Origin of the sequence: Marinobacter salinus (assembly GCF_001854125.1) — a bacterium.
Classification (GTDB): domain Bacteria; phylum Pseudomonadota; class Gammaproteobacteria; order Pseudomonadales; family Oleiphilaceae; genus Marinobacter; species Marinobacter salinus.
In genome coordinates, this window is sequence record NZ_CP017715.1 from 1,229,644 (window position 1) to 1,255,917 (window position 26,274).

19 protein-coding genes and 1 pseudogene are annotated in these 26,274 nt (G+C 52.2%); 5 read left to right on the forward strand and 15 right to left on the reverse strand.

Annotated elements, in window-relative coordinates:
* Positions 1 to 219 precede the first annotated feature (219 nt).
* Genes BKP64_RS05630 through BKP64_RS05640 form a run of 3 tightly spaced genes read left to right on the forward strand, consistent with a single transcriptional unit; the run spans position 220 to position 1,969 of the window.
* Positions 220 to 762 carry a porin family protein gene (locus BKP64_RS05630; protein ID WP_070967102.1) on the forward strand — a complete coding sequence of 181 codons (543 nt, stop codon included), beginning with the start codon at positions 220 to 222 and terminating at the stop codon, positions 760 to 762.
* Positions 763 to 785: 23 nt separating this feature from the next.
* The gene (locus BKP64_RS05635; RefSeq protein ID WP_070967105.1) at positions 786 to 1,358 is read left to right on the forward strand and encodes an acyl carrier protein phosphodiesterase; all 573 of its coding nucleotides are present in this window, start codon (positions 786 to 788) and stop codon (positions 1,356 to 1,358) included.
* Positions 1,358 to 1,969 (forward strand): ATP-dependent zinc protease family protein, encoded by a 612-nt coding sequence (locus BKP64_RS05640; protein WP_070967108.1) that lies wholly within the window; start codon positions 1,358 to 1,360, stop codon positions 1,967 to 1,969. The genes BKP64_RS05635 and BKP64_RS05640 overlap by 1 nt, the downstream gene beginning before the upstream one ends.
* Positions 1,970 to 1,973: 4 nt before the next feature.
* Here BKP64_RS05640 and BKP64_RS05645 read toward each other — a convergent pair whose 3' ends face one another.
* From BKP64_RS05645 to BKP64_RS05655, 3 genes are all read right to left on the reverse strand, one after another.
* The gene (locus BKP64_RS05645; protein WP_227515513.1) at positions 1,974 to 2,717 is read right to left on the reverse strand and encodes a CLCA_X family protein; all 744 of its coding nucleotides are present in this window, start codon (positions 2,715 to 2,717) and stop codon (positions 1,974 to 1,976) included.
* Between the two features lie 183 nt (positions 2,718 to 2,900).
* Positions 2,901 to 3,245, reverse strand: coding sequence for a c-type cytochrome (locus BKP64_RS05650; RefSeq protein ID WP_070973574.1), 345 nt, complete (start codon positions 3,243 to 3,245; stop codon positions 2,901 to 2,903).
* A 243-nt stretch (positions 3,246 to 3,488) separates the two neighbouring features.
* Complete coding sequence (locus BKP64_RS05655) at positions 3,489 to 5,066, reverse strand: HAMP domain-containing methyl-accepting chemotaxis protein (protein ID WP_070967113.1); 1,578 nt, start codon at positions 5,064 to 5,066, stop codon at positions 3,489 to 3,491.
* 325 nt (positions 5,067 to 5,391) lie between these two features.
* On the opposite strand from BKP64_RS05655, the pseudogene BKP64_RS19485 reads away from it, so the two are divergent.
* Positions 5,392 to 5,688, forward strand: a pseudogene (locus BKP64_RS19485) (IS3 family transposase); the annotation flags it as partial.
* 677 nt (positions 5,689 to 6,365) lie between these two features.
* On the opposite strand, the gene BKP64_RS05670 reads toward BKP64_RS19485, so the two are convergent.
* The 8 genes from BKP64_RS05670 to hsdR all read right to left on the reverse strand — a co-directional run bounded on the left by BKP64_RS05670 (position 6,366) and on the right by hsdR (position 19,514).
* Positions 6,366 to 7,919, reverse strand: a complete 1,554-nt coding sequence (locus tag BKP64_RS05670) for a DUF2357 domain-containing protein (RefSeq protein WP_070967121.1) — start codon at positions 7,917 to 7,919, stop codon at positions 6,366 to 6,368.
* Position 7,920: 1 nt separating this feature from the next.
* On the reverse strand, positions 7,921 to 10,176 hold the full coding sequence (locus BKP64_RS05675; RefSeq protein ID WP_070967124.1) for an McrB family protein: 2,256 nt from the start codon (positions 10,174 to 10,176) through the stop codon (positions 7,921 to 7,923).
* Between the two features lie 24 nt (positions 10,177 to 10,200).
* Complete coding sequence (locus tag BKP64_RS05680; RefSeq protein ID WP_070967126.1) at positions 10,201 to 11,106, reverse strand: ASCH domain-containing protein; 906 nt, start codon at positions 11,104 to 11,106, stop codon at positions 10,201 to 10,203.
* A gap of 44 nt (positions 11,107 to 11,150) precedes the next feature.
* Positions 11,151 to 11,489, reverse strand: coding sequence for a hypothetical protein (locus BKP64_RS05685; protein ID WP_070967129.1), 339 nt, complete (start codon positions 11,487 to 11,489; stop codon positions 11,151 to 11,153).
* A gap of 120 nt (positions 11,490 to 11,609) precedes the next feature.
* Positions 11,610 to 12,884 (reverse strand): PDDEXK-like family protein, encoded by a 1,275-nt coding sequence (locus BKP64_RS05690; protein WP_070967131.1) that lies wholly within the window; start codon positions 12,882 to 12,884, stop codon positions 11,610 to 11,612.
* 57 nt (positions 12,885 to 12,941) lie between these two features.
* Positions 12,942 to 14,321 carry a restriction endonuclease subunit S gene (locus tag BKP64_RS05695; RefSeq protein ID WP_070967134.1) on the reverse strand — a complete coding sequence of 460 codons (1,380 nt, stop codon included), beginning with the start codon at positions 14,319 to 14,321 and terminating at the stop codon, positions 12,942 to 12,944.
* Positions 14,321 to 15,940, reverse strand: coding sequence for a class I SAM-dependent DNA methyltransferase (locus BKP64_RS05700; RefSeq protein ID WP_070967137.1), 1,620 nt, complete (start codon positions 15,938 to 15,940; stop codon positions 14,321 to 14,323). Before BKP64_RS05700 ends, BKP64_RS05695 begins: the two co-directional genes overlap by 1 nt.
* 49 nt (positions 15,941 to 15,989) lie before the next feature.
* Positions 15,990 to 19,514, reverse strand: coding sequence for a type I restriction-modification system endonuclease (gene hsdR / locus BKP64_RS05705; RefSeq protein WP_070967140.1), 3,525 nt, complete (start codon positions 19,512 to 19,514; stop codon positions 15,990 to 15,992).
* 722 nt (positions 19,515 to 20,236) lie between these two features.
* Between hsdR and BKP64_RS05710 the strand changes: the two genes are divergently transcribed.
* On the forward strand, positions 20,237 to 21,013 hold the full coding sequence (locus tag BKP64_RS05710; RefSeq protein ID WP_070967143.1) for an antitoxin Xre/MbcA/ParS toxin-binding domain-containing protein: 777 nt from the start codon (positions 20,237 to 20,239) through the stop codon (positions 21,011 to 21,013).
* On the opposite strand, the gene BKP64_RS19275 is transcribed toward BKP64_RS05710, so the two are convergent.
* The 4 genes from BKP64_RS19275 to BKP64_RS05725 are packed head-to-tail and all read right to left on the reverse strand — an operon-like array spanning position 21,008 to position 26,156.
* Positions 21,008 to 22,594: a hypothetical protein gene (locus tag BKP64_RS19275; RefSeq protein ID WP_157755402.1), complete on the reverse strand. Its 1,587-nt coding sequence runs from the start codon at positions 22,592 to 22,594 to the stop codon at positions 21,008 to 21,010. The genes BKP64_RS05710 and BKP64_RS19275 overlap by 6 nt on opposite strands.
* A gap of 12 nt (positions 22,595 to 22,606) precedes the next feature.
* Positions 22,607 to 23,590, reverse strand: coding sequence for an AAA family ATPase (locus tag BKP64_RS05715; protein ID WP_083329160.1), 984 nt, complete (start codon positions 23,588 to 23,590; stop codon positions 22,607 to 22,609).
* Entirely contained in the window at positions 23,590 to 25,482 is a 1,893-nt protein-coding gene (locus BKP64_RS05720) for a helix-turn-helix domain-containing protein (protein ID WP_070967150.1), read from the reverse strand. Before BKP64_RS05720 ends, BKP64_RS05715 begins: the two co-directional genes overlap by 1 nt.
* Complete coding sequence (locus BKP64_RS05725; protein WP_070967153.1) at positions 25,479 to 26,156, reverse strand: hypothetical protein; 678 nt, start codon at positions 26,154 to 26,156, stop codon at positions 25,479 to 25,481. Before BKP64_RS05725 ends, BKP64_RS05720 begins: the two co-directional genes overlap by 4 nt.
* Between the last annotated feature and the right edge of the window lie 118 nt (positions 26,157 to 26,274).

Genomic DNA, 26,274 nt, shown 5'->3' on the forward strand with positions numbered 1-26,274 from the left:
TTTCTCAAAGAATGCTCAAGCCAGCTGAACCAAGAGACGGCGTCAGAATACCTGTGGGTGCCCGCTTCCGCAAGGAAATGGGTGCCCTGGCCCTGAATTAACAGAGGATTAAATCACTGTAAATTACAGGTAAATGTGGATCTTTCTTATGGCAAATGTCGTGCAGTTGGTGCAACTTTAAAACCTGAATACCGGTTGAATCGGTTAAGGAGAAATACCATGAAACACGTACGCCCTTTAGTTCTTGTATTTACTTCCGGCCTTGTCGCTGCTGGCTCTGTCAGCGCCCAGGACATGTACAAATCCGGAGTCGGCGGCCTTTATACCGGCCTGAATTATACCTTCGTGAATCTGGATGCTGGCGCGGAAGATGCGGATGTTGGCACGCTATCGGCAAAAGTGGGTGTCATGGCAACGCCCTTCCTGGGCGTTGAGGCTCGTGGCGGATTTGGTGTTGATGACGACCGTATCGGGAGTGTCGACTACTCACTGGATAACTTTTTCGGCGGATATGCCACATTTAACCTGAAAAACCAATCCCCCATCACGCCCTATGCCATTCTCGGCTTTACCCGGGTCGAAGTAGAGGCGCAGTCATTTCTGGGAACGGCTACGGAAGATGAGACCGACGTTTCCTACGGGCTGGGGTTGAATATGGAGGTTGCTCCCAACGTATCTGGAAACCTTGAGTACATGCGTTATTATGATGACGAAGACGTCACCGTTGACGGACTGGGGGTTGGCGTTCAGTTCAATTTCTAGTTTTCAGACGATCAGGAGTTTACTTGAATCACCTTGCCCACGTTTTCCTCGCACCGGACTCTCCGGAGGCGCGCGTGGGCAGTATTTTAGGGGACTTCACCCGGGGCGTTGATGTTTCAGCGCTCCCTGTTCAGGTTCGGCATGGTGTCCGACATCACCTGGCTGTTGATGGATTCACCGATAGGCATCCTGAGGTTCTTGCCAGCAAACGGCTTTTCTCCAGAGAACGGCGTCGGTTTGCTGGCGTCGCCCTCGATATTCTCTACGATCACTATTTGTTAAGACACTGGCAACGCTTCAGTCAGGATCATCGTGATACCTTCGTTCAAACCATTTATGGGGAACTACAGAGCCTCGAGTACCTCATGCCATCGCATATGGTGAAAGTGACACGTCGTATGGTCTGGCATGACTGGTTTGGTTCTTATGAAGACCTTGAGAACATCGGTTTTGCCTTGGATCGTGTCGCCGGGCGGATTCGTTTTCCGAACCGGTTTGAAGGCATCATTGACGAAATCCGCGAAAACGACTCTGAACTGGAAAGTCGATTTCTTAGCTTTTTTCCTGAATTACAACGTTTTGCGGGAGATATTTAATGAGGATTATAGCGATCCTTGCACTTTCACTTGGGCTTGGGTTATCGGCAGGTAGCGTATTATCCGCCGAGTCCGGTTCCGAAGAGCCGAGAGACACAACCGAACGTATTCCCGAGACTCTTGGTTTTGTCGAGTGGGTGGTTATGAAAGACACAGGCCTTCGGCTGAAAGCCCGACTTGATACCGGTGCAAAAACATCGTCGCTGCACGCTGTGAATGTGCAGGAGTTCCAAAGGGAAGGGCAGGAATGGGTCAGCTTCCAAATTCCCCTTGGCGATCATGAAGACCAGCCCGGTAAAGGGAACATTACGCACGATGATGTCATTCTTGAACTTGAACGCCCGGTGTACCGAACGGTCCTGATTAAAAGAAAAGGGGCTCCTTCACAGCGACGCCACGTCGTGAAAATGGAGTTCTGCATTGCCGGTACTATCCATGAAACCCAATTCTCACTGACAGACCGCGGAAACTTTTCCTATCCGGTACTCCTTGGGCGACGTTTCATGAGCGACGACAACATTCTCATAGACTCGGCTGACAGCTTCCTGGCCAAACGCGACTGCCAATTCAACACACTGGAAGAACTTGCGAAACAAGCGGACCAGGCCTGATGGGTTAGGCTAAAGACCCTTCGGAGCGCGCTGTTGCTTTCTGGAGGGCCTGGCCGAGACTGGAAAAATAAGCCTGAAAGGCAGAGGAAACGCGCTCCCGATCCGGGCCAAGTGGGTAAAGGCCCATACGGGCCTCCTCGGAATCCCGGGTGCCTTGAACCAGGAAGCTATTCCTCGGCGCCTGGTCTTCAATAAACGCTTCAAAGGCCCTGGCGCACATTTCTTCCGGATTAGCCCAATACAACCTTTGCTGAACCCGATCTGCATTTCGGGAAGCGACGAACAGTTCACTAGGGCTGGTGCCGTCTTTGTTTAAAAGGATTGCCTCGAAGCACCGAAAAAGCTGATTTGTTAGCGAGTGAGGCTTGAACTGATGGCTGGAAAGCCACAGCGAGCTGGCAAAGGAGCCTTTTGAGGGTTGAACAAACACCTTGCTGGCAATGTAGTGATCAAAGGCATGAAACCACTCATGAGCAAGGCTACCGGCCCCGGCATTCTTGGCGAGTGCCAGCTGCCTGGTCGCCGGAATGTAATGGGCGCAGACACCAGGCTGGCCGCCAATACCGTACTGAAGGCCCAGCGTGCTTTTCAGGGAAATAACGGCCTCCGGAACCTGGAGCGTTTTCATGAGAGCCACCAGCGCGCCATGAAAACGAACCGCCGCCCGATCCCTTTCAGGCTCGGTCACCCAACGGCCGATCTCAATACTCCTGAAATCGTATTGGCGACGGATATGTATAAATGACACGCTCACTCACTTCCCTCAGTACACTGTATATATAAACAGTATCGTAGAGAACGAAAGAGGGCAATGCAAACAGCAGATTCACAAGGGGCAAGTACAGGTCAGCTATCCTCTGGCAAATGGGCCAGTGCATTCAAGAATGACACTGGCCCATTGCCCGTACCAGCACACAAGGTGCGATCACCGTTACTCCTTCATATCGAAAATCCATTTCACAAGCTTTTCGGCCTCTTTTTGACTGACCTCAGCGCGAGCATCCATTTCCGGCATCTTGGCAGATCCCCAGTGATCCTCACCGCCCGTGAGTACGACCTTAACCAGCCGGTCATAGTCATCCTCCATCGTGTATCTCTGAGCAATACTCGTGAAGGAAGGGGCTCTGGGCAATTCTTCACTTGTGGTGTGGCAAGCCATGCATTTCTTTTCTTCAGCCAGCTGCATGGTGGTCATGCCATGCGAGTCTGCAAGAGCCGAAAAAGACCCCAGGCAGAGGGTGCCAGCCAATGTGACTGATAAAAGTTTAGGTTTCATATCCAATCCCTCTCTGATCATCCAAATTGATTCAGACGAGATGACTGCAATTGGTCCTGTACCAATTTTGCTACCTCAAATTAAACCTAGACCAAAATTGCCGACTGAGCCATGAACGGACGGTCTTTGGCCCTGCAAAAAAGAACGACCGGGAAAGTTGAAAATGGGCTGTTCAATCGGACACAACCCTGGCGGGCGTTAGAAAACCGAGGATACGGTGGACTGGATATACTCTATTGCTGATCACACCTTGAAACGTGCAACTTGCGTACTGAGCCCTTCTGCGAGCCGCGCCAGTTCCTGGCTGGCTGAAGAGACCTGTTCGGTGGAAGCCGCAGACTGATCGCCCACATCGCGGATCAGAGTGACGTTCTGATTGATCTCGTCCGCCACGGAGCTTTGCTCTTCAGCAGCCGTTGCAATCTGACTGTTGTACTGGCGGATCTCTTCAACCGCTTGCGCCATTTCCTGAATAACAGTACCGGCCCGTTGTGCCCGCTCAAGTGTCTGTTCCGCGAGTTTATTGCCAGTCTCCATGCTGGAAACCGATGATTCCGCACTGGCAACCAGGTTGCTGATCAGCGTTTCAATCTCGGCGGCAGAGCTTTGGGTACGTTGAGCCAGTGACCGCACTTCATCGGCCACCACCGAGAAGCCACGCCCGTGCTCGCCAGCACGGGCCGCCTCTATAGCGGCGTTCAGTGCCAGCAGGTTGGTCTGCTCGGCAACCGACTTGATCACGTCCAGCACAGTCGCAATGTTGTTGGTTTGAGTTTGCAGACCGTTGAGCTGCTCCATCACGTTAGTACTTTGTTTATTCAGGTCTGCGACCAATTCCAGGGTTTCCCGGACGGCCTTTTCACCATTGCCGGACTTGTCGCTGGCGTGATTGGCTGCCTCAAAGGCCGCTTCCGCACTTTTTGCCACCTCATTGACCGTCGCAACCATCTCATTCATCGCAGTGGCCACCTGGTCGGTCTGGGCTTGTTGTTCTGCCACACCCTCGCTGTTCTGGTTGCTTACCGTGGAAAGCTCTTCCGAGGATGAAGCTATGCTGGAAGCACCGGTTTCGATTTCACGAATCAGTTCTCTGAGGTTCGTGATCATCGTGCCAAAGGCTGCAAGCAACTGACCGAATTCATCGCCGCGCAGGTCTTGAACATTCACCGTCAGGTCGCCTGAGGCAACCTTGTTGGCTATGCTAACCGCCTCGTTGATTGGCCGGGTGATTGATCGGGTCAGGGTCCACGCAAGGATGAAGGCAACAATGAGGGCGATCACTGTCACGATAGTGACTTCCGCAACAGCAAGGTCATATATATCCTGCAACTCTGCCTGCTCGCCCTGTTTAAGACCCTCCATTGAGTCGATGGTACTGCCTGCAACAGCGGCCATTTGCTCTTCAAGGGATCTGACAATGTCTGCCCGGCCGGAGATGCTGGACTCATACCGTTTGAGCAGTTCCTCAAAGGACCGGACACCGTCAAGGATCTGTTCTGCCTGCTGCTGGTCCTCGCTGTCAGCCTGTTGCATATCAATCAGGGGCGTCACAGCAGCTTTAGCCTCACCGAGGTACTTGAGCGCGCGCTGGATATACTTGGGGTCCTGTGTGATTGTGAAGTTCTTCTCGGCCCTTTCTGCCTCCAGCAATCCGATTTCTGCCTCGTTGGCGTGTTTTACTATCAAAACGCCGCGATTATAGTCATTAAGCGAAAAAATCCCGACAGCAGACACAATGGCGAGCAGTATCAGGAGAATAGCAAAGCTGCCCGCCAGCTTTTTACCTACGGCCAGGTTCCCAAAAAAATGTTTCAGTGACATCAACAAGAGTCCTCATATTATAAGACAGTGAAAACATTAGAATTATTTAATAATGAGTAGATGTCTTTACGAACTTTGTCCAGACTTGGATCTCTTTTGTATCACTAAAACGCAGTGCTTAGGGCTCTGCTCCGTTCACTTCTGGTGCTGTCAAAAAAGCTCGAAGCCTTGTACGTGGAAGACCCGGACAGCAGCGAGGACAACTGACGCCGCTGACCGAACGTGCAAGGCCCTGGAGCTGTTTGATGAACCATTGCCGATGATGCGGTGCAGCCCGATACAAGGTCGCAGAGCTGATAGATATCAGCGAGCGCACAATGAAGCGCCGTCGCAGGTTGTGCCGTCACTCGCTGACAAAGGCCTTTATCTGGCCTCGGAGTCGTCGTTTTATCGGGCACTGAAAAAGCTCCAGCAAAAGCCACAGAGGGCGCATGAAACCGCCTCGCAAGGTGCCTGAGCCGAGCAGCTTCACCGCAACAGGCCCAAACCAGGTTGGAGTTGGGACATCAGTTATTATCCTTCCGCGGTGCGTGGTCAGCACTGGTATCTGTACCTGATCATGGATATCTATAGCTGCAAGATCGTGGCCTGGGAAATCCATCAAGCGGAATCCGGTGGACGACCATAAGAACTACTAAACCTTCTTTACGATAAATCAGTAGGTTAGTGGGTAGTTTCCACAAAAAGTGCTAAATAAACTTAAAGTAGATTCTAAAATAGATCGTTGATTACGGTGTCCACAAATAGTACTAAACTCGTCGTCCATTCCGGGAGCCGGATTTTTCCGAGTCAGGCTGTAGCTAATACGGGTTCTATTCGATTTCCCCAGCTTCGCCTCGGCGAATTCTCACATCAGTTTTGCCACTACCTAATTGAATTGAGGTACAGGCCTCGTAAGCTCTTTTCTTGCATGACGTGTTGCTGGTAGAACCACATATCTCGCCGATTCATGGTCGGGTCAATTCTATATCCCTCAACATAAAGCTCGGCCTTTACCCTACAAACTTCGTCGATCAACTGCCTGCCCAGGCGTGTATCCGCAAGATGCTCTCCGTCACTGTCGTAGACATCAAGGGATTGTCCGGTTTGCTTGCAGTTTTCAATTATCAGACGCTCTTTGTCCGACACCCCACAAGCAGAGATTAACGCCGCTAAGCAAAAGACAGATAGCGATCGGAAATTTCTATGTTTCAGTAAAAATTGGATGATCTGCCTCCTTTCGAAGCCTCGCTTGAAATCTGGGCGAAAGTTTTATCAACACCCCTCTACACCGTATGCATCTTTTTAGGAATGTCAGCATCAGAAGGGCAGAGCTCTAACCACACGGTCGAGTAATGACGCTGTATCACTTTGCTTGTTCAAGATGGCACATCCGACCCCATACCTATCCCAGTATTCGTCACTACCAAGCACAGACACGGTTTTATTAGCCGGCACAAGGATGATCGATAATAGCGGAGAAATGGAGCCGCACCTTAAGGAGTCGCGGTAAATGTGGGCAGAGGACATTGAATCTAGAATCCTCTCACCGCTCGCCGTATATTTGCTGTCGAGACAGATGAACTGCTTGTTTTCTCCTTTCGCAATCTCTAGCACCATGTCCGGCCTTCTTTCCCTTGAGATAGAAAAATACCCGTACCGGTTGGGTTTTTCGAGAGAGCGACATTTCATCTGGTAGAAAAGAGAAATGTGTTTTTCACCCGCGTCTCCTTTTAGAGCGAGATCTGCTGATTCAGGCTTGTGTTCCAGCCGCCAGCAAAACTCTGGGAACCTCAATTCGAGCGCCTCAGCGATAGCGACGAAGCACCATGCCTCATATATCTCCCATGTTGGGGCGGTGTAGTGTTGTTCTCCGGACGACATATCGGATAGACCCAGGCGAAGAATTCTGATGCCAGCCTGATGGGTCATGCTGTAGTGAGGATTTCCGGAAACCGCGTTGAACCCTGCGGCTCCTCGCTTATCCATATTTACTCTGGCAAACGGGTCTCTGCGCGAAAGCCGGCCCAGTTGCTTATCCATAGCCTGTAGGAAACGGATACGGCGGGGCAATCTCGCCATCAGATCGGTTTTGGTTTCGGATACCGTAACCCGAAGATCCCGTAATTCAGCTAATAAAAGCCTCGTCAGCCGGCGAACCTCGACCAGCTGCCTGGCTATGAGCCGGTTTGCAGGGTTGTCCAGCGATGGTTCGTGAAACGGTACGTCCAGATTCCAGTCTTCTGGAGCCAGGGCTGTTTCAGACGTTCTGTCTTCAGCGAACGCTGCAAGCAGCCTTGGGTTGCTGATCAAACGCTGAATGGTTGTCTCATCGACGCTTTTCGCCATGTGCAGAGGCATTTGTTCGCGCTGGCTGTTGAGTCGGATGATTGGCCGTTCGCAAATAGCATTGAGGCCAGACAGGTAACGACCACTAAATTGTCGCAAGCGCGAATAACGGAGCCACAAGGAAACAAAACTGGAACGCCCTGCAAGGTCTTGCAGGGCGGGCTCGGTACCAGTCACTAGCTCGGGGACATAATCCACAATCTGCTGAAGATATTCGTTGAATTGCTCTCGCCCCGTTTTATGCTTGGCTGGTGCGACGTCCACCTTATAACGGAGTGGGGAAGCCAGGTCTGGAAGCTCCAGCTCAAAGATCATCTCACCCGCAAAAAATCCTGGCTGCCAAACCCAGTGTTCGCCTGAATCGTCCATTTCCAATAAAGCGTCATCTGCATAAAGCCTGGCAGTTCTATCCGGAACCTGTATCAGGTAGCTTTGTGCTTCATCGCAATCCAGCAGTTTTTGCTCAGAGTCGAGATAACCAAGCAATCCGTGTGATGAATCCACTGAGAAGACCGGAATTTTCATATCAGCGCCAGAATCGCATCATGCCCGTATCACTCAAATCTCTTTTCAACGTCTCCACCTTCGCGCGGCATCGCTTGAGGTCATACTCAGTGAGTACCTTGATTACCTGCAAAAGAGCTTCATGGAGCCTTTGGCTCTCGGATCCTCGCAATTTGGGAAGCACTCGTGCATAAATGACGTCATCCAATGCGTTAGCGACTTCGATGTCCGGCATCTTTTGAGCGAGGGCCATATAAGAGAGAACGTCTTCTACCGTACGCCAACCAAAGTGCATACGTTCGGTTTCTAACGCGCTGAGAAGGTCTGTGAGGCAATCTTTTACTCTTGATAAGTCCCGGACGTTCAGGCCGAAGTTCTGCCAATTCGGATAGTTCTCCAAATTGATCTCCCAAAACTCCATTGTGAAAGCACGGTCGAGAACCTTGTCTGAAATGCCGTGAGTGGTTTCATCCATGTTCACAGTACCGATAAAGGCCACGTTGCTTGGATATGGAATAGTGTTCGGTACACCGTCAAAGGATTTTCCTTCGTTGTGTAAGCGGAGGTGATCGCCAGTCTCCATAGCCGACAGTACTGGCGCAAAATACTGTTCTGGATGAGAGAGATTCATCTCATCCAGAATCACAATAAATGGCTCATTCGGACGGCTGGCAGCCTGCAGCAGGAAATCCAGCAGCGGAGAGCGGACATAATTGTCAGGCCTTAAAGGATTAATGTGGCCGAAGAGTGGCGATGCGTCATACCAGCCTGGCTGTACCGCCTGAACAAACACGTGCTTGTCAGCTGGAAGGTTGAATTGCTCTGTAAGGGCTTGCCCATAGCGTTGGGCCAATAGGGTTTTACCCGATCCCGAAAGGCCCGCAAGAATGGCCAAATGGCGACGCTCATGAGACCACAAGCCAAAGTGAAGCTGACTCACAAGTCTGGATGCAAATGCGGTACTGGCCGTGACCTCGTTTATAAGGGCAACTTCATCAACGGAGCTTATATTGAGAAAGTCAGCCTCGATATCTGGCGCATCGGCCCCTTCACCCAGATCCGCCGGTTTCAGGAACTCTGGCGTCCAATGAATCTGCTCCGTCCATTCCTGGCCAGATTCGCTCAGTGAAAACAGACCACTATCCGAGTTTTGAATCAGCTCAAAGTCCTTCAGCCATTTTATGAGGCTTCCCGGCATGAAGTCTGAAGTCCATCCAGAATTTACCTTCTGAAGAAGCGAATAGAGTTCTCGACTGGTTCGGTCCCGCTCTTTCAGAGCAAGTAGAACATGATCGATTCCGAGAACCCGGGTAAGAAAAATAGGTACTAACTCTTGCGGGTCCTCTGTCTCCAGATATAGCTCGCCCCGAGTCGTCTTGGTGAAGATTCCGTCGTTTTCCTGAATTACATAAAATTCGTTCTTCAGAACATTGACCAGAGTTCTAAGACTGTTCTCTCGGTAGTCCGGGAATTCAGATCTAAGAAAATCAATCAACTCATCTCGGCGAACGCCATCTTCGACAAAGCTCAGTCCCTTTATCAGAGTTGCCATACCGCCCCGGATGCTGGATAGCCCTTTCCGCCGTTGGAGAGCGGGCAATGGCTTCAGTTTAACCTCCCCCTGATCGTTTGCTACTTCAGCCACAGTCTCCATACGGGAGCCCTGAACGTGGCTCTCATACACAAACCATGGAAGCGTCATTCGATCCGCGAGCGCGGTCGGCGTGTTCTTTACGGGGCCTAGCAAATCTTCCAAACGTCGCATCAGGTCGTTCTGACAGCTGACTACTTTGGGGCGGCGTGCCGAGTCTCCGAACCATGCGCGGTGACATTCCTGAGCCATGAGATCGTAGGTAATCGTACTGAAATGCTGTGGGTAAAGCGCAGCCATTACCCGACAAATTTTTACCCAAGCAATACGTTTCGTGTACTTTTTCAGCCAAGCGGCCATTTGGTCGTGAAAAGACTGTAATTGGGCTATTCGGGCCTCGTGGCTTTCGGGTAGGGGCTTCATTGAAGCCTCAGCAATCCAAGACCTGAAGTCCGGATCATCGAGCGCTGCCGTTATATTCACAGTGCCCATCCCCACGCCGCTTACTTGATTGTCTTCCCACAGCTTTTGCTGGAACTCGCGGGTTTTTCGGGTTTCCAGATCCGCATTGCCTACGTATTCAAGAAATTCGGCCAAGCTGGAAAGCCACACAGGATTCCTGTCAAAGGGCGATATACCATCGAGAATATTCTTGAGCTGCTGTTCTTGGGTTAGATCCGTTTGCACTATGTGATTCTCCTTGAATCCTAATTAATCCTCGATCAGAGCCTTCCATTCGACTGCACTAACAATTTCGCAGGTACTTTGATCGGTAGGGCGACACCAGCGGGCAACTGACATATTCCGCATATAATCCAGAGCTTCGTCGTAATCGGTGAATTCCAGGCTCCCGTGTTTGCTTTCAATAAAATAACGACCGCCAATCGAGGATTGATGCCGGCAAAAATAAGAACCATCACGGGCGTAAGGTACCGTAATCATCCTCACGAATTCAGCATCCGGCGACTCGGTACAAGAATCAACAGCATCGTAGTCCGGTGTTGAGATCTGGGACGAACTTGCGGCAGCAAGCCGATTTATGGCGTCTTCGTCCAGCTTGACCCATATTACGGACCCACTAGCGTGTTTGTAAGGAACCGGTTGAGCAAGGGGCTCTATCTCTGACAATACCCAGGCATAGCGCCATTTATAATCCGGAGACTCGTAGATATCAGAAGGGACTTGATGTTTGGATTGGTGCAAAGCTAGCTCACGATTATCGAAAGGTCCCTCAACGCCGTCCAAATGGCAGATACCAACAATCGTTTTACTACCTTTTTTGATCAGGGCAATCGGCCCGCGCATTTTTGTCCTTTGGCCCCTCATCTCCCATACCTTCTCACCATTCAGGATTTTGCCAATCCATGGTTCAGCGATGATGAGCCCACGGTTAATAGCTGATGTGTTGTGTTCTGGCGAGTTGTTTTGTGAGGTTCTGAATAAAGCCGGCTTCTGATCCACGAGCTCCCGGTTGGGCTTCTTCTTACCGGATTCTTCAATCACGATTTTAATCCGGAGTGCATCGCTTTCTGATTTACGTGGCTTCTGAGGCGCTTTGTTGCCGCCGATAAGAAGGAACAGAAAGATGACTGACCCGATTATGAGAGCAAATTCCATATATCTTCCCGTTAGTCCGTGCGCGCACCAGCCACCAGTTTGCGTCACTCTAAGTTTCGTTGTTGCTCTGCCTCATTAGAGGTTAACCACTGAATGCTTGGTGACGACTTCTCAAGATGAACGATGCCATGGAGGGTATTTGTATGCCCCTCACCGGCCCGATGCTGAATGAGGGTATTCAACAACTCCATAAGCATGAATTTGACGTTTCGATCTTTCAAAAGTGCGTGATCTTCATCTTCAAATCGCCAGGTTGCGCCACTTATTCCACCAGCGTCATCGTTTGCGAAGAATATGATGTCTCCAGTAACGGGTGTCTCCGAAAGCAGTTGTTCAGTGAGCTGATTCAGGCGATTTTGGGCGAACGATAGCTCAGGATTCATGAAGCATGGTCTCCGTCGGTCCAGCTAAGCGGTTTTCCACCAGACGCTAATGATTTTTTGGACGCTAATGTCAGATCGGCGTACCTATCAGACAGCAACGTCACGACAATTTCTGTCGTTTTACGCTGTGCTGGTTTCGATGAGGGCCCGGGCCTCATCTACCAGTCTCACCTGATGCTCAACCATATTATTGATGACGGCTTGCCGGTTTTCATCTTCCAGCAAATCAAGGACAGCCCCGTCAAACGAGTGAAAGTTGAGGACGGCAGGCTCATGACTGGGGTATGGGTCGTAGTAGTAGCAAACCAGCCAATCTGCTTCCTTGTTGGCTACCGCGTTACCATCGTTCAGCTTTTCCCTGAGTTTATCTTTTATGTCGGGTCGCGAGACTGTTGAACCCGAGGGGCTATCGACGCGCAGACCGTAGTGGATGGCGTGGTAGATGTTCACGTACAGACAGAGCTTTTCTCCGTTGAGCTCTCCAATGGGGTGTTTGATGCCAACGTGTTTCCCGCCGCGACCGTTGAAGTAATTGTGAGAAAGCTCCCTCAGAGTTTTATCCCCATAGACGACGGGCGCCGCACCAAGCGCATTGGCCATAGCGGAAGATAGTTCCTCCCAGAACCGGAGCATGACCGCGGATTTGGCTCTAGGCAGTGCCTTTTCTACTGCCAGGGCAGTTTCCAGATCGCCACGGTTGTGGGCCAATTTATCGGCAATAAGAGAGGTCATAGAGGTTCCGGCTCCGGTGAGGCTTTCAAGTAGGCGCTTGTATTGGATGAGGGCGTAAGATAACTCTGGTTTGTGCTCACAGAGGGCTGCACAGCGGTCGATCCACTGGCGGATGTCTTCTGCAAAGGAGAGGCAATGAACATTCTCCTGTTCAAGGCCCCTGAGGCTATACCCTGAAGGTGCCTTGCCATCCAAAGTGAGATAGGCCAGCACAACGGTTTTACGATTTTTGGCCCGTTGACTGATCTCTGTGAAATAGTCGTGGAGCTGAGCCTTTTGATCTCCGGCGTCGATCTTTACTTCAACGCCGATAATAAGGTCAGTAGACTCAACCACGATATCCACACGCCGTCGGTCTTCGGTTGCCAGTTCTCTTGTTACTTTGATCGGCCCACTCACATCGAGTGAAAGTCCCAGAACGTCTTTGACAAATGCATTAAGAAATTGGGAACCCTCACCGTGCCGTCCGGAAGGACTCAACAACTCCGCAAGGTACCGGGAATGGGTCCGGTTTTCATCGCGCTGAACGCCAAGTATGGAGAAAATATTGAAGCGCTCTCCGTGGCGGTTGGCACTTTCCTTGCTAGTCTCGACCAGATCGGCCAAGCGGCGAAACCTGTCCGTGAATTCTGCTTTGTTCGAAGCGATATTGAGCTTGCTCATACTGCTGCTTCCTTTCTATTGCGGTGTTTCCCGCAACGCACTAACAGCGAAAATACGTCACGCTGGTGTCCGCTTAGGAGTTTTATTTGCAGGTTTCATCGCCGCCCGCTCGGCTTTGATTCTCTTCAGCAACGCCTCGGCACTATTCTCACCGCTGACCAGCTCTGGATTTTCCTTGCGCCATTGTTGGGTGAGCTCGCCCCGGAAGGCTTTAGCCAGGATGGATTGGGTGAGGTTGTTGGCGCGCGCCAAGGCGTTGTTGACCCGGTGTTCGATGCGGTCGGCGTGGGCGAAGAGTTGGTCTACTCGGCGGACGATTTCGGTTTGCTCTTCTGGAGTGGGCCAGTTGAGCTCTAATTCGCGAAACTTTTTCTGGGTCAGGTTCATGCCGCTTTCGGAGATACCTGTTTTCAGCGTTTCAATTTCCTCAAGCACAGAGGGGCTGTTGAGCTGAAGTGCTAGAAACTTGCTGCTTCCCTTTCCCTCGATCACTCGATATCGATATACCTTGTCGCAAATCATCAGATTCTTAGATAGAGAACTGACATAACAAGTGATACCGCATCGCGATCTAGGACCCGCCCTTGTAGTGAGGATGTCACTGGGCAGGACGCGCAAATTCGGTTTTGTATCAAGGTTACTTGGAAGCTTCTTATTCTCGTATTCAACGAAATCCATTGGAAGAACTGACGATGTCTTGATAACTCCCCAGCTTTCATCAGACGTGGGCTCATTATGACATTTTGGACTCCAACCCTGATCAATGTTTCCAATTACATCACCTAGCACTTTTATCTCCCATTCAGGCAAGCCAGCTAGATCTCGCCATTCCTCCGTCAACCGCCCACTCACCGCCGCAGCCAGCACGGACTGGCGAAAGCGTTTGAGGATTTGCGGAATGTGTTCGAGGCGGGTTTTTGTGTTTTCCACCTGGGCCAGCAGGGTGTCGAGTTTGTCGGCGATGACTTTTTGTTCGGCGAGGGGGGGTAGCGGAAACTCAAAGTTCTGAACATCCGACGACTTCGCTGCAGGGTAGAGCGCACCCTGAACGACTCCGCTTATCTGATCGACGAATTCTTTTGAGCGAACTAGTGCGAAAATATAGCGACTATCCACTAGCACAGGTTTTATGACTTCGAATCCAGTCGACGCGATTTGCTTGTGATATTTCAGATCAACCAGAGCTACAGCATTGAGGTTTGGCCTGGTTAGAGAAACCAGAATATCGCCGCTTTCGATAACTTTCCTCGCCCTGCTGGGTGCGTTTTCCCCAGAAATCACTTGAGGGTCTGAAATCTTTTTTAGGTTCCTGTCGATACTGCCTATGTCCACATAGGCGAAGCTTTCATTGGATGCTGGTTTCCGCTGCAGTCCTTTGGTCGAGATGTCTGAGATTTTGGATCGTATCCAGCCATTGGGGATGTTGTGCTCTGACATTACTCTTCCCCGCCCATCATTTCCCGCAAAAGCACCTTCGCCCCATCAGCCTCCTCCTCAGCCCCCAACTCCCGCATCAACGCATCTAGCTCTCCCAGCGCCTGCACCAGTTCCCCCATCGCCTCATCCGCCAAAACACTCGGCTCGGGCAGGTTGGCCGCGTCCACATTGTCGCTGTCCTTCAGCCAGGAAATGTCCAACGAGTCGCCTTTATGTTCGGCAATCCACTGGCGGCTGAAGCTGCGCCAGCGGCTGTGGGCCAGCCGTGGGTCGATGCCTTCGTTTTCATCGCTGTGCTCGGGCAGTTCGACGGCTTCGGAATGGAAGCTGTATTCACCCTCTTTGCGCTCGCTGTCGCCGTTGGCGCTTTCCCCATAAACGGTCTCGAACGGCTTCAGGTGCTGGTCGCCAAAGGGTGTGCGTTTACCGAAGCTGGGCATGTTGGTGCGTAGGTCGTAGACCCAGACGTTCTCGGTGCAGTTTTCTTCCTGATATTTGTCCGCGACGCTGCCCTTGGTAAAGAACAGGACGTTGGTTTTCACGCCTTGAGCGTAAAAGATGCCGGTGGGCAGGCGTAGGATGGTGTGCAGGTTGCACTTGTGCATCAGGTCCCGGCGCACGTCGGTGCCAACGCCAGCTTCGAACAGTACGTTGTCCGGCAGTACTACGGCGGCGCGGCCACCGGGTTTGAGGTTACGGTAGATGTGCTGGAGAAAGGCCAGCTGTTTGTTGCTGGTCTTGTAGGTCAGGTCGTCCCGGGTGATGCTGGCGTCTCCGCCTTTGCTGGTGCCGAAGGGCGGATTGGCGAGGGTCACATCCGCTTTCGGCAGGCTCGCACCGGTCTGCCCCAGGGCATTGCCCAGATGCACCACGCCTTCCTCGTCGCCTTCCATGCCATGTAGCAGGCAGTTCATCAGGGCCAGGCGGCGGGTTCCTGGTACCAATTCAATACCCACATAGGCCCGGGTGGACTGAAAGGCTTTCTGGTCGGCGGTCAGGTCGTACAGGTCGTCGGTCTGGCTTTTGATGTATTCGTGGGCGGCAATCAGAAAGCCCGCGGTGCCCGCCGCCGGATCTTGTATGTGTTCGCCGGGTTGCGGTTTCAGGCAGCGCACCATGGTGTTAATCAGGGCGCGTGGGGTGAAGTACTGGCCAGCACCGGATTTGGTCTCATTGGCGTTCTTCTCCAGCAGGCCTTCGTACAGATCCCCCAGACCATCCTTCTGGGCGCTAAACCAGTCGATTTGATCCAGAGTTTTGATCATCTGTTCCAGATGGCGCGGCTCCCGCAGGCGGGTCTGGGCATCTGCGTAGATGGCGCTGATCAGCGGGTCATCGTGCACTAGGTTGCCGTCGCCGTCTTTGCCAGTCGATAGGCTGAGCAGGATGCGTTTGTAGTCGTTAAGCAGGTTGATGCCGGATTTGCCATTGATGTCGGTCCAGCGGCAGCCTTCGGGTAGTGGGTGCTTTCTGAGGGTACCGGCTTCAGTGTTTTCATGGACCATTTTGATGAAAAGCAGCAGTACCAGTTCGGTGACGTAGTCCGAGTAGTTAATACCGTCGTCCCGCAGGACGTCACAGAGGTTCCAGAGTTTTTGGACGATGTCGTTGTTGGTCATGGGTTCCAATAATTCAGGTAGAGTTGAAAGTTACAATTCGGTTTGCTGTTCAGGCACTTTGGCGAGGCCACATGGCTTCATTCAGTTCATCCAGCACCGTATCCAGCTGCTCTCCCAGTATTTTGTCCATCTGCCGGGCACCGCCGTCGTCAGCGAAGCGATTGTTGACGAACTCCCGATCGATGATGACTTCATGTACCAGTTGCTTGGCTAGCCGATCCAGCCATCTGCGCTGGTTTGGGTTCCAGCTGTGCTGTGTGTAAATCCGGTCCATGGCCTCTGCAACCCGCTGCTCGAAAGGGATCAGCGGCTCTCCGAGGGCAGCGCGACGGATGTAACCGATGATGCTGGCAGCAATGTCCTTATTGGTTTGGTTGCGAACAGCGGCCTGTAATCTGGCCTCGGAGTAACCGTTGTTATCCAGGAGTAGCCTTACTTCCCGGAGCTGGTCCCGGGTAAGATCCCGGGGTTTATTGACTACCACGGCCAGGGCGGCAGACTGGTTGAGCTGTTCCTTAATGAATCGGTTGAATTCGTCCAGGTAGTCTTCCGGCCGCTCGTGAATGCCATAGGCTTGCGTCCGTTTCTCGAACTCATCCTCGTCGTTGGAGATCAACGGCATGTATTCGGTGCCCGCGAGCTGTTTCACCTCGGCAAGCTGGCTAAGAAGACCGCTGTGCTGACGGATGAATTCAGACGCTTGGCGTGGACCCAGCTTGTGGAGGTGCTGATGAAGGGATTTCGGCTCAACACCCCAGACCTGCTGTAGTTCATCCAGTTTCTGTTTTAGGGCAGGGCGGCTATCGGCCTTGTTGTCAGCCTTACGCAGAACCCGCATCAGTTTCTGGCTGAGCTGACTGAGAACCACGTCGGCCTGGCTCTCATCGTTCTGCTCGCCAGGGCTGTTAAGGGCTTTTTCCAGCTGGTTCTCGTCCGTAAGTTCGTCGACCAGTTGTTCCAGGGTGATGTTGGGGTCTCTCACCAGGGGCTTCATGGTGCTCACATCCTGAAGGGCGGCGTAGATATCCACCGGATCGTAGATGCGGAAGACGGTCTTGCCGATCTCATCACAGCGACGGGTGGCACGGCCGATCATCTGCTCGAAAAGGATACGTGATCGTACCCGGCGCATAAATACAAGGTTGCAGATGGGAGGCACGTCGATACCCGTGGTGAGCAGATCCACGGTAATAGCGATGCTCGGATAACGCTCGTTCTTATAACGGCGGATAAGCTGACCCACTTTGTCGCTCTGCCCGGTGATCTTGGCGACGGCGGCTTCGTTGTAGCTGCCGTTGTAGAGATTCTTGAAAGCATCATCCAGCAGACGCTTGACCATGTCGGCATGCATGTCGGTGGCGCAAAAGATCATGGTTTTCTCGTCGCCTAGTGGATCGAGCTCTTGCACCAGTTGCTCGCAGATCACGCGATTGAAATTCTCGTTGATCACACGGCGGTTAAAGGCGTCTACTTCGAAATTAAGCTCGTCTTCCAGTTCGGTGGTATCCACCTCACCAGTCTGGGTATTGATCACTTCCACCGGCTTGCCCTTCTCGAACTGGATACCGTTCCGGGTGAGCAGGGTTTCGTAGCGGATGGGTGGCTCATGGTCGATCAGCCAGTCATCTGCCACCGCCTCCCTGTAGGAGTAGGTGTAAATCGGTTTGCCGAAAATTTCACTGGTGTGCTTGGCTGGAGTGGCGGTAAGACCGATTTTGACCGCATCGAAGTAGTCGAGGACCCGGCGATAGCTGGAGATGTATTGACTGGTGTCCCGGGTGGCCAGCTCGCCCTCAGTCATTTCCTGATCCAGGGTGTAGCCCCGGTGAGCCTCATCGATGATGATACAGTCGAACTGATCGATGGGCGGCGGCTCATCACTCATAAAGATGCGTTTCACCATCGCCTGTACCGTGGCCACCTGCACCCGGGTTTCCGCTTCCGCGCCCATGTCGCCCAGTTCTGCGACGTTGTAGATCTTGCTGAGGGTGTGGCTCTGTTCCAGCGGCGCCTCGTTAAAGGCATCAATGGCTTGCTGGCCAAGGGCAGTGCGGTCTACCAGAAAGAGTATTCGCCGGAAGCGTTCCGTTTTCAGAAACCGGTACATCAGGCCAATAACAGTGCGGGTTTTGCCGGTCCCTGTTGCCATGGCGAGTAGGGCGGACCGAACACCCTGTGCCAGTGCATTTTCAGTGGCGAGAATGGCTTTTTGCTGATAGTCCCGCAGCTTCAGGTATCCAAAGGGCTCATTCTTCAGCAGCTTTTCAGCGTTGTCCCTATCTCGTTCCAATAGGTCCAGCAGGCCTCCGGGAGTATGAAAACCCGGTAACGCCCGACGGGTATTGCTTGCCTCCCGCACATCCCGGAACCAGGTGCCAGACTGCTCTGCGAGCTGCGGTATATAGGGCCGTCCGTTGCACGAGTAGACAAAGGGTGCCAGGAAGTGACCATCGTCATCCGTCGGCCAGGCGATAGTGCGCCCAGTGAGTTCCCAGGCTCCGACCAAGGGCGATTCCACCTTTAGCCCTTTGCTGTAGCGCTCGGCCTGGCGAATTTTGCCGGCCACATTGGTGTTTTCTTTCTTGGCTTCTACCACGGCAATCGGTGTGAGGCCCGCAAACAGAACGTAATCCGCCCGTCCTTTCTCACCTTTGGCGTTAGTGGGCCACTCGGCAATGGCCCGGGTGGTGCCTTTTTCGGGCCTTGCACCTTTCTGGTAGGTGATTTCCTGGCTATCTGCTTCCCAGCCGGCCTCAACCAGTTGCTGATCGATGAGAATGCGGGTGAGTTCTTCGTTCAGGACCAGGGTATCGCTGGCGGCCCTGGTCTGCTTGGCTACCTGCTGGCGCTGAGCATTGACGGTTTGCTCGCCCTTATTGGATAGCTGTTGTTGCAGGGATTTGATCTTATCTTCGTACGCCTGCTGTTGCTCCGTCAGTGCTTGTTCATGCTTTCGGGCCTGTTCGGACAGGGCACGGGATTCTTCATCCATGGCATGGGCGAGCGCTTCGTACTCGGTCTTCTCTTTTTCAATCAGCTGCCTCAGCTGCTGGCTACTGTCCAGCTCCATATTGGTTTGCTGGAGCTCATGACGGAGCTTTTCGATGTCGGTCTGCAGCTGACGTAACTGGGCGCTTGGGTCTGCCGGAGGCACGAATGGGCCGGGTTTGAAGTTGGTACCCGCTTTGCCGAAGGAACGGTGAAACCAGATCGCCAGTTCCCGGGCCAGCTTCAGGCCGTCCATGGCTTCTTTATGGCGTGTACGGAACTGGTGTGTGGCTTTGTTACCTTCGATTCGCAGGGTATGGAACAACTCTTTTACCTGCGGCTCAAGGCGCAGTTCCCGGTTCAGGCGATAGATCAGGTCAGCCTGGCTGGTTTGTTCGTCGAACTCGATGCCTGAGAGCGCAGCTAGATGCTGTGCCAATCCCTCTCCAAGTTGGCGAAGCTTGATCAGTGTGGTGTTGGGGTCGCTGGAGAAAGCGCGCTCGGCGGTGCCGGCAAGCTCTGCGAAAAGTTGGTCGTGCTCGGCCAGAAAGCCAAAATTTGCTGATGGATTAATGCGTTCCTGCACAACTTGCTCCCAATGCCCAGCTTTATTATTTGATCTGAAGAGAGTCGGTTTACCAAATGGTGATTAAGGATAAGGGCTACATCAACCTAGTTTGTTACCTTACTAACTTAGTCATGACTGTATCAGCGTTTTTTGAGATGGCCAATCTCTGGTCTGCCTGAGATGAAAGGATTCGAGGGCACAGTGTACGGGAGGCATCCCTGAAATCGCCATGCAGGTATATACTGAAAGCGATTTGTCACGATGCTTTTTTTCCTTTGGGAGAATTTCTCCTAGTGTCAAAAACCAGTAATGGATGCAAAAGGTTCAAGACGTGCGCACATGAGCCGGCGACCGGAATTTATCAAGGCATGCTTAATTTTTATGTGGGCAAGGGCTGACCAGACGCCAGTAATAGGATGACCAAGTTCGCCCTACCGAAATACCGAATCCTGCATGGTTTGCACAGCGTTGCCATCGACTAGCCCTGACCACGACTGTTCTCGCTCAAGAAACCGACTCTCAAGCGTTTAATATTGAGTGGGCGCCCATCTCCAACTCGCAGACGGGCGGCGCGCTGTGCAGAATATGGGGTGCGTTTGCAACCACTGCAAGTGAAATAGGTCGAGATATAACGGCGATTGTGTTGGTGGTTCGATCTTAGATTCGACGCTGATTACCGGGCCGGTAATCAGCTATCCTTAGTCTCAATACGTAATTCACAAACCAGACGGCATTGCTCCATGAGACAGATCGTCTTGATCACTTTTCCTACTGGAAAGATTTTTATTGCGGAGGGCGACAGTGAGACCCCTTGTTGCTATAGCCGTAGTGGTTTAGATCTGGAGTCTTTGAACGACGAATTTGCGCATCTGCCGGAAGACGACAGAAAAGAATACATCATCAGGCAACAAATCCTTTGGCAGTCAGAACACTGTTCTTATACCGAGTTCTTGACGAAAAAAAGGGAGTTTGTTCGACACTACGAAGCAGACAACCCGAGCGTAGGGTACAACTATCCCTCTGAGGTCGAACATTCTCAAGTGCAGAGGACCCTGCAGTCCATTCTTCAACAAGCCCAATCAACCCAAGAGCAGTCGACTCAAGGTACCAACGACATAACCAATGAAGTGCCCGGAGTCGTTCTTACATCTTCGCCAGTATTGATTGATGTCATCAGAGGCGGTCTAACCGGGACGTGGCTCAGTAAGCTGTTAAGAGTCGCAAACCTCAAGCCGGTTTTAGCGGCGGCCCTGGGTATCGAGTCATCTGGGGACCTAGCAGCCTTATCCGAGGTTAAAGCGCTATCACAAGCGCAGTCAGAAGCGATACTCGATGCAGTAGTGGTGTATATGCGCGCTGTTGAGGTGTGGGAGTCCGCTGAAGCCGCTTCCAACTGGTTCAACGCTGAAGTATCGGCTCTGGCAGGGCAAAGCCCCATGGCGATCATGGATACCTTTGAGGGGCGCAAATGGGTACGAGAGGTATTGGAAAAGATCGAAACCGGTACTTTTTCATGAGAGCCCATAGCGGTTTAAGTATAAAAACGCAGCATCCGCCCCTAAAGGCTCGTCCCAAACAGGGCGACGATAGCCTCCAGCGACATTCTGGGCGTGGAATGCATTGCCAATTCTTAAAACCAGTGATCTGAAGGCCTCGTAGTTCCAGAGCTGATCGTCTCCGGGATCCCATTCGATGTCACACAGGTTGTCGACCTCGGTTCGGTCAACGAAATGTGTTTTGGTGGGCAGACACCCAGAATGTTCCAACAAACTACAGTCTATTTCGGACAACGGATCAATATCTGGCCAGCAGTAACCGAAGGATGAAGGGGAGGTCGGGCCATAGGCGTATAGATGCGAAGCATAATCTCTGGGTCTGTATCGGGCCTTGTCAGACCATTGGTCGACATGCCCCGCATGGAGGCATCGCAGCCGTTCACACACATGCCCTGAATACGTTAAGAAATCCAAAAAAAGGCACAGCAAACTTCTCTCAAAAATAATACGTTCTATATGATGGCTGGGCCTATCGCCAGCGCCACTCGTATCAAAAGAAACCAGTCGGTCGGGTGTTTGAGGCCATTCCTGAAACCCAAAAATTTCAGTGAAATAATAATAGAAAGGTGTCGTCGAATTTAAAGGATCATAATACCTCTGCGTAACGGCAGCCCACCAGAGCGTGAACGCTAAACAGACTCGACACGGTTGCATGTCCGATTCCCAAAAAGCCACGTAACGCGCAAATCGATACTCCCTAATTCGCAAAACGTGCTTATTCAGTTCGCCACCGCCCAAAAATTCAACAATCTGTTGAGCACATTTCATGATTGAGCAGATTGCATGTCGGCTGGGGGAGCGAGTGGCTGGCCGTCTGCGGCCATTTTGGGCTTTTACAATTTTGGGGTTGAACGTCCTAGTCTGCACTTTCGAATAGGCCAGGCTAATGCCGGTTGTCCTGACCCCCAGTTCTTGAAGCGAATCCTTGGTAAACGATTGTGAAAAGAACAGTTGGAAGTCGGGAAAGAACTTCGAGTCTACGGAAATTGGACCAAACGAATCGTAACGACACCGGGAACGATAGTAGAAGTACTCGGTATAGTCGATGAAGGGGAGCCGACGGCTGCTTAAACAATTAATTGGCGTAGACTCTTCCAGAAACTGATGGAGGCTGCTGAGTGGCGTAATTGCACGGGAAGACAAGCCTCGGCCCAGGAGATTCTCCCACTTGGGTATCCCGCAGAGTTCGCAATTACGGGAACTCATATTGGCTACAGAGGGCCAGCTTTGTTCGCATCGTGGGCATCGCGCAACCAACTCACAACCGTGTATTGGGCATCGTGCCAACCAGCAATAATCATAAAGACGGCAATGAAAAAGATGTTGCGCACAAAGAGGGCAATGCTTGCTGGGAGCGTAGCGGCTGAATTCGGCAGGACTCAAAGTGTCACCTTGGGATTCGGCATACGTGAGATACGACATTTGAACAGTACTTGTAGCCCAACCCGGATTAGCAATGACCCATTGCCGAGCCGTCGCATAATGGCTTTGGTGCTGCATCGCCATCCATTGGCCTGTATTGAAACCATTGAAAAGAGCCACGGTACCGATCCGTTACCGACTTTTATCAATTGTCGGCCGCGTGACTAATGAGGGCACGAGACCGGAAAGACGAATGGCTTCGTCAATCATCGCTTCACCCAGTTCGTCCACGCCGTAACGGGGCAAGAAGTCGGATAGTAAAGTGTTGGTGGTGATTGAAAAGGATTGCATGCCCCAGGAGCCGATTTTGAAACGTTGTTGATAGCCCCGAAAAACCCGCCAGAATAGGTCGCTCGCAGAGGCCAGTCGAAATCCCGCGGCCGCAGCCTGCGGTACGAAGGCCTCCACGTAGGTTCGGCCCGACTTTTCGGGATAACGCAGCGCGTCATACTGTGCCAGGCAATACCTGACCTCTTTTGCTGACTGGATGCCTGAGAAGGCCCGGCGGTGGAGAAAAAACCGACCATGAATATGGGCGTATTGATCCGAATCCATTCCATCAATCAGACGCCAGGTTTCAGGATCATTACCCACAAAGACCGTCATCAGAGTCTTTTGGATGGAGCGGAGACGGTCATACAGTTCAGCGAAGACATTGAACTGGAGGGGCGAGAGTCGCTGGCATTCATCGACGACCAAGAGGGCTTGCTCGAGCTCGTGTTCGGCCATGACATCAGAGATCAGATGCAGGTAGCGCACCGCTAATTCATCCGCGGTATGACGTCCGTTAATATTGAGGCCTGCGGCCCAGCATAGCTGCCGATATACGGATAGCACCGTTTTTTGGTCGCGCAGTGGCATTGTCATGCGTAGAACGGGAATGGATCGACCATTGCGCGCCCTGAGCCTTGAACAAATCACGTCGAACGAGGTGGTTTTGCCACTTCGCGATGCGCCCGCGATGACCGCGCCTGTTGCGCCCGTCCAGAGCCACTGAGTCAATTGGTTCTCTAAATCCAGCATGGCAGGTGTGGAGATAACCGGATTTAAAGGGCACAACACTGGGTGATCTCCAGTGGCAATTCCTGTTGTCTGAGAGTTCGATTGCTGAGGCATCAGGACCGCCCTTTGTCACCAGAGTACCCGATGGGTGACCAGGTAAACTCTTTCCGATTGTCTAAATCCCAAGGTGTCTCGACCTCAGATAGGTCCGTCTTGGACTGCTCTCCGAACTGGAGGACTTCTCGCCCACTCCGGGTCATCTCGAGATACAGCCGCAATAACTGAGATGCATTGCTGGGAGAGCGGGGTTGGCTCAGCAACTCGGTAAAATACCCAGTTAATGGATCGTTGTGGCTAAAACGGTGGCGCTTTTTCCGTTTAAAGAGAAGGTTACGAGTGGCCATTGAGTGCGGGAATCTCAGCCAGGAATGGGGGGCAGATAGCGTACCCAGCGAACTGCCTAAACAGGTGTGAGCTGCGACGGTACGAATATCACGATGATCGTAGGTGATAACAATCCACTTTTCCTCGGGAGGCAGAGATAAAAGCCCTTTACCCGTATAGCGGCAATAACAGAACTGAACGTATGGTTCGCGTTGTTCCTTTTGAAGGCGATGGACAGGGACCTTTTTGGTCAGACTGAAAAGAGATCCTGTTTCACCATCATGTTCGATATTGAGGGGAACCCAAAGGCGAGCGAGATGTTCGCGGAATAAGGCCATGGGGGTCGCACCACCCAAATGCGGTCTTGGGGTGTGATTGCTCGCCGCAAACACCAAATGGAGCGCTTCTACCAGACTTTGGAACTTCAGAGCAGGTGGTTGCCGGGCATTTTGATTCGACTCACGGTTTGGATCCGTTGGATACGAACCGGAGGTCGAGTCCACGCGATGGCCCAAGTGTCGCTCAATGTAGTCAAACGTTCGCTCAACGAGAGCGCGGGTCTTAGGTTGCGCCGGCAAACCGTAACTGATGGTCGCTCCCAACTGCCGGCACAGTACGTCCATAACGGCTGTGCTGTGATGCATCCATGCGTTATCCAACTGAACGGTACCCACCCCTAGAGCCGGTGTTGGCGTCAATTGCGCTGGGAAGGCCGGCATCGACAAAGGTTCGAAACCAGGAGTTGCGATAGTGGGAAGACGTTGTTTTGTTAGGCTCAGCTCCATCAAGTTTAAAAGGTCTTGCTGATTCGGATGTTGTGTCGGCACGACAAGAAAACCCAGCACACACTCCGTCGCTACGTCCACAGACAGCAGTAAACTGCATCGGCTTAAACGGAGATCGATCAATTGGTCATTAAAATCAATGACCAACCCTGTGTGTAAATCAAGGATGTGCTCGTCGATTTGAATGGCGGACAATGCGCGCTTACTGCAGTCGGTCTTGGTATGTGCCGTAAAACGTTTGCGCCCTCTCGAGTGTGCCTGAAGCACCTCTCGTTGTTGATTCAGGTATCTGCGCGCCGACTCGTAACCTTGCGACTCAGACGTATACGGATAAAGATCGGCGGGCCAGTGGGTCTCTGCAAGCAAGTGCAGAAACTGTTGATGAAATCGCTGTGGCGTCAGGCGCTGGGATCTTGGCTTGCGGCGCACAGCCGCCAAAATAGCCTCATCAAGTTGCCTCTTTACTTCTGGCAACTGCTCCAACAATGCTTGAAAAGCAAACGGGGCGCCTTTGGGGTGTGCAAGGGTAGGCAATTCAGCAGCCCTGGAAGCCTTGATCAATCGCCGGTGTGGAATCAGGCCAACTGACATCGAAGCTGGATCTTCAAGTTCTCCACCCAGGCAGCGTTCCATTAGCTGACTGATACGTCCTGAACTTAGACCGAGCTCTGCGCTAACATCCTTCACCGTATTGCCTTCTAAAATTCGCGCCACAACACGCCTGTTTCGGAGATAGAGTGCGCGGTGTTCCTTCGGTAATGCGCCAAGCTCAATCACGGGCCACTGTTGAATGTCCGCGAGTCCGGGTTCTTTGATAAGTCGTTCGCGCCAGCTCATGTCCGAGTCAACTCGGTATCGTAATTCAGAGGCTTTTTCGTAAAGTCGCCCTTTAAAAGACCTCGTTGGAGGAGTCTCAAAGCAGCCACCTCCCGTAAACGTGAAGACGGTCGATCTCCTGGATCAACCAGGTCATCGAATCGCCTTGCCTGCCCGGGCGTAATAAGATCTAAGACGTCGTACTCCGCGACTACAGTGTTCATTTCACGGTTTAGATGCAGGACGCGAACAATGTCTAGCCAGGTCTCAGCTTCTATCGCTCGCTCGTAAACCGATTCGTTACTGACCACGTCAAATGTCATCCCTTGGATGGCAAAGAATGCCTCCAGTGGGCCACGCAAGACTTCATCAAATTCGCCCCGGGGTTTCAGCTCGACAACCCGGCGTTCGGCACCCTCCAGAACGTAACAATCCGGGGTGTAACGCCGTTTACCCACTTGTAAAGTAAACGGCTGAGGAACATAGGAGATTACCTTTGCGTTGCCCTCGAGCAGACCCGCATACAGCCATTCGGCACGGGAGTGAAATTCAGTCAGGTGAGGGTGCTTGACCATCCACTGGATATAGCTATCTGTACCGGTGCGAAGAGCGCGGGTGCTCTGCCGCTGCCGGGGAATTAGCTCACCACTGTGACAACGAATGGTGGGATTTCGTGAGGTGGGCGCTGCAGCCATGGGACACCCCCTGAATGGATCTTTTAAAGATAGATTGGTGGGGTCCAAAAATATAGGTCTTTCAATTTGACGTTTACAGGTAGTTCGTCAACCGACCCCCGTTTCTTGCGGTTTTCCC